This window comes from Nitrosophilus sp., from assembly GCF_982775275.1.
On sequence record NZ_CEXZHP010000205.1, the window covers coordinates 1 to 2,618 of the forward strand.

Genomic DNA, 2,618 nt, shown 5'->3' on the forward strand with positions numbered 1-2,618 from the left:
TATTATATAATAATCTAAATTTTAAATACTATTATTTGATATAAATCCGTTAGCTATCGGTAAATAGTTAGGAGATCAATATGAAATATTTTATATTAATGTTAATATCTATTTTTATCATCGGCTGCGAAGAGAGTGAAAAACCAAAACTATTACACCAAAAATCAACTACCGAATATGCAAAAAAGATAGTATCCACTTATGAAAAAAAAGATAAAGAAGATTTTAAAATAAAAAAAGAGATAGCATTAATACAGATGAAAAAAGAGGTGGAAAAAGAGAAAATAAAGGCCCAAAAAGAGTTACAAATCGCAAAAATTCAAAAAGATAAAGAGCTTGAAAAAAATAGATTAAATTATGAGACAAAAAAAGAGGAAAACTCTATAAAAAAAATCGCTCTTATAACACTTTCTTTGATAAGTTTCGTTTTTTTAATAGTTTTATATTTTATATTTAAAAACCATCAAAAAACTAAAATAGCGATAGAAAAAGAGAAAATAAAGGCTCAAAAAGAGATAAAAGAAAAGGAACTAAAAGCCCAAATGGCTACAAAATTGATAGATGCTATGACAAGCGGAAAGTTATCAAAAGAGCAAGAAGAAAGATTATTGTCTCTTGCCCAGGGAAAAAATATTATAGAATATAAAAAAGATTAAATCATCTATTATTACACTTTTTTAAAAATCTCTTTTTAATTAAATAATAAGCTCTCTAATCATAAACTATAAAATTAATAATATATTAAAGGATATAGATGAATCTTCAAAAAGTTTTATCAGGTTTTTTCTTTATTTTGGCAATGACCATAAATTTTGGTTTTTTTTATGGAGACCCAACTGTTATAGAGCAGCACAGCGCATATGAGCTTTTTGCAGCGATTATAGTAAATTTGATAGCTACGATTTTAAAATTTGGTGATAAAACCCAACTTGGTTCGGTGCTCCTTGCGACAAGTTTGGTTGCCGATATTCAACTTATTGCAAGTGCAAGCGTTTGGGCAATAGCAAAGTATGCCTTTGGAGGATTAAATCTTGAGTCCACTACCGCTATTATCTCTTTATCTGGTGGAGCGCTTTTAGCAAATATAGTCTCTGTTTTACTATTTATAGGCGATACTTTAAAATCTAAGAGGTAATATGCAATCAAATTCGGCTTGGATTATTATCCGCAGGATGCGGATACCCTTTTTGGTTATTATTATAACCTTTTCCATATCTATCATAGGGCTTATGCTCATTGAGGGAAAAGACGCCAACGGCAACCCTTACCATATGAATTTTTTTGACGCTTTTTATTTTGTTAGTTATATGGCATCAACCATAGGTTTTGGAGAAACCCCTTACGAATTTACCTATCCTCAAAGAATGTGGGTAAGCGCGAGTATTTATCTTACCGTTATTGGATGGTTTTATGGAATAGGAACCATAATAGCTCTTATTCAAGACAAAAGGCTTGCAAAAGAGATCTCAATAACAAGATTTAAAAACAAAGTAGAAAATTTGTCCGAAGAGTTTATTATAATCCTTGGATATAACAATGTAACAAAAAATATAATAAATAGATTAAATGAAGAGGGGATTAGGGTTGTTGTTATTGATAAAGACGAAAATAAAATAAACGAATTGGATTTGGTAGGATTTAGTCCAGAAGTTCCGGCAATTGCCGCAGAAGCAACCGATCCTAGCATATTAAAAATCTCAGGAATTCATAAAAAAAATTGTCGCGCAGTCATAGCGCTTTTTGAGGATGACGCAAAAAACGCAAAAGTTGCTTTAATGTGTAAGCTTTTAAACAAAAAAGTTGACGTTATAGTAAAATCAACTACGAAAGAACATACCGAACATTTGCAAAATATAGGTATTAGACATATCGAAAACCCTTTTAAAATTATTTCAAAAAGAATATATCTTGCTTTAACAAAACCACATATTTGGGTTTTGGAAATGTGGGTTTTTGGACACATTTTAAAAATCAAGAAAAAAGAAGTTTTACCTAAGGGAAAATATATAATTTGCGGATATGGAAGGATGGGGCACGCACTTGAATATTGGTTAAAAAAAGCCGGGATTGAAACATTTCATATAGATATAGTTTCGGCAAAATACCAAGAGGAAAAACATAGCTCAATATACGGAGACGCAGAAGATATAGAAACTCTTTTAAAAGCTGGCATTAAAGATGCCGCCGCCATAATAGCCGCTACAAAAGACGATCTAATAAACTTAACCATACTCTCTACAGCAAAAAAGCTAAATCCCAATATCTATACAATCGCAAGAGAAAATACTTTAGACGATTTGAGTATATTTAAAGCAGCAAGGATAGATCGGGTTTATATACTTGAAGAGATATTAGCAGATATTACCTTCAATTTTATTGCAAAACCTCTTGCGAATAAGTTTATAAAATTGATAAGAATTCAAGATGATAATTGGGGCAAAATGGTCGTAAATACTATAAGAAATATTATTGGTGAAAATCCTTTGCTTCATGAATTGAAATTGAACAAAGAAAATTCATATGCTCTTTATAACGAGTTAAAAAAAGGAAGGGATATAAGACTATTTCATATCAAAAGATCAAGATCAGATTATACAAAATATATAAAAATAGTATTT

The 2,618-nt window shown here is 30.1% G+C and carries 3 protein-coding genes; all 3 read left to right on the forward strand.

Going from position 1 to position 2,618, the window contains the following annotated elements; genetic code table 11:
• Window positions 1–80: 80 nt before the first annotated feature.
• Window positions 81–656: a hypothetical protein gene (locus tag AC30RD_RS08245; protein ID WP_489494001.1), complete on the forward strand. Its 576-nt coding sequence runs from the start codon at window positions 81–83 to the stop codon at window positions 654–656.
• A 98-nt stretch (window positions 657–754) separates the two neighbouring features.
• The gene (locus AC30RD_RS08250) at window positions 755–1,135 is read left to right on the forward strand and encodes a DUF6394 family protein (RefSeq protein WP_489494002.1); all 381 of its coding nucleotides are present in this window, start codon (window positions 755–757) and stop codon (window positions 1,133–1,135) included.
• A 52-nt stretch (window positions 1,136–1,187) separates the two neighbouring features.
• Window positions 1,188–2,618 (forward strand): NAD-binding protein (locus AC30RD_RS08255; protein ID WP_489494003.1); only part of this gene is annotated, 1,431 nt, incomplete at its 3' end.

Excerpts from the sequence above, each read along its gene's own strand:
- AC30RD_RS08245 (WP_489494001.1), top strand. The coding sequence starts at position 81 with ATGAAATATTTTATATTAATGTTAATATCTATTTTTATCATCGGCTGC.
- AC30RD_RS08250 (WP_489494002.1), top strand. The coding sequence starts at position 755 with ATGAATCTTCAAAAAGTTTTATCAGGTTTTTTCTTTATTTTGGCAATG.